The organism is Siphonobacter sp. BAB-5405, from assembly GCF_002872335.1.
GTDB lineage: Bacteria > Bacteroidota > Bacteroidia > Cytophagales > Spirosomataceae > Siphonobacter.
Genome location: NZ_NJAG01000133.1, coordinates 1 through 892 on the forward strand (window position 1 = coordinate 1; position 892 = coordinate 892).

The 892-nt window shown below is 49.2% G+C and carries 1 protein-coding gene; it reads right to left on the bottom strand.

What is annotated here, in order from left to right:
* The coding region (locus BWI97_RS26485; RefSeq protein ID WP_199182126.1) for a glycoside hydrolase family 97 N-terminal domain-containing protein at positions 1–892 on the bottom strand (892 nt) is incomplete at both ends.

Here is an 892-nt window from a genome sequence, read left to right on the forward strand (position 1 = left end):
TTGATAAAATCCGCATCGACTTTCTGAGCGGGCAGGGCCAGATCGGTTCCAGCCGTAGATTCAATCAGCGTAGCCAGATTCCCAATCGTCAGTACTCGCCAGGGAGACTGGAAAGTACCCCGGGCTCTGGGTTTTAAATTTTTGTCTTTAATGACTTCTCGGGCATCCGGAAAGCCAATGAAATATTCGCCCCCGGGGGATTGATCCTGCAAACGCGTGGCACAATAGGTACTGTCCAGGCCAGCTTCCGTAAGTAAAATCCAGGTATCCTTTGTTTTAAAAAGGGCCGGATACACCCAGCCTGCTCCCTTGGTGGAAGGCGTCCCGACGGCTATATCTTGCTCATACGTTTCTTCGTAGGACGGATTCGTGGCCTCCCAGCCCGATTTGGCAACGGCCATGGGTTGCAGCCAGGCCCGGCTTTCGGCAAGAAAAGCAAAACTGGTCGGTTCGGATTCGACCTTGGAAATCGCCTCTTTCGGTCGCTTGACCCGATAGCGGAAAGCCACAGCATCATTGCTAACCTGAAAAATTATTTCGAGTGATTGTCCCGTAGGCGTTGCCAATGTCCAGCTGCGTTGCTTGGCCTGGTAGCGAAGGTTGGCTTTTTTCGCATTACACATCGCATAAGTCTGCGTGATGGTCTTCTCCGGACTTTTGCTTACCTCTTTTAAGTTTTTGCTCAAGTCTACATCCGTCAGTACCAGGCCTAAAGCCGAAGGTGCTAACAAAGGCTGATTGTTTTTAAATACCTGATAACCAGCTAATCCATCTTTCAACGTCAGCTGAACTGAAAGGTGTTTATCGGGACTTGTAACAAATGACCCAGGTATCTGAGCGGAGGCTACCCAGGAAAACAGGCCCAATAAAATGATTAAAGAAGTAATTTTCA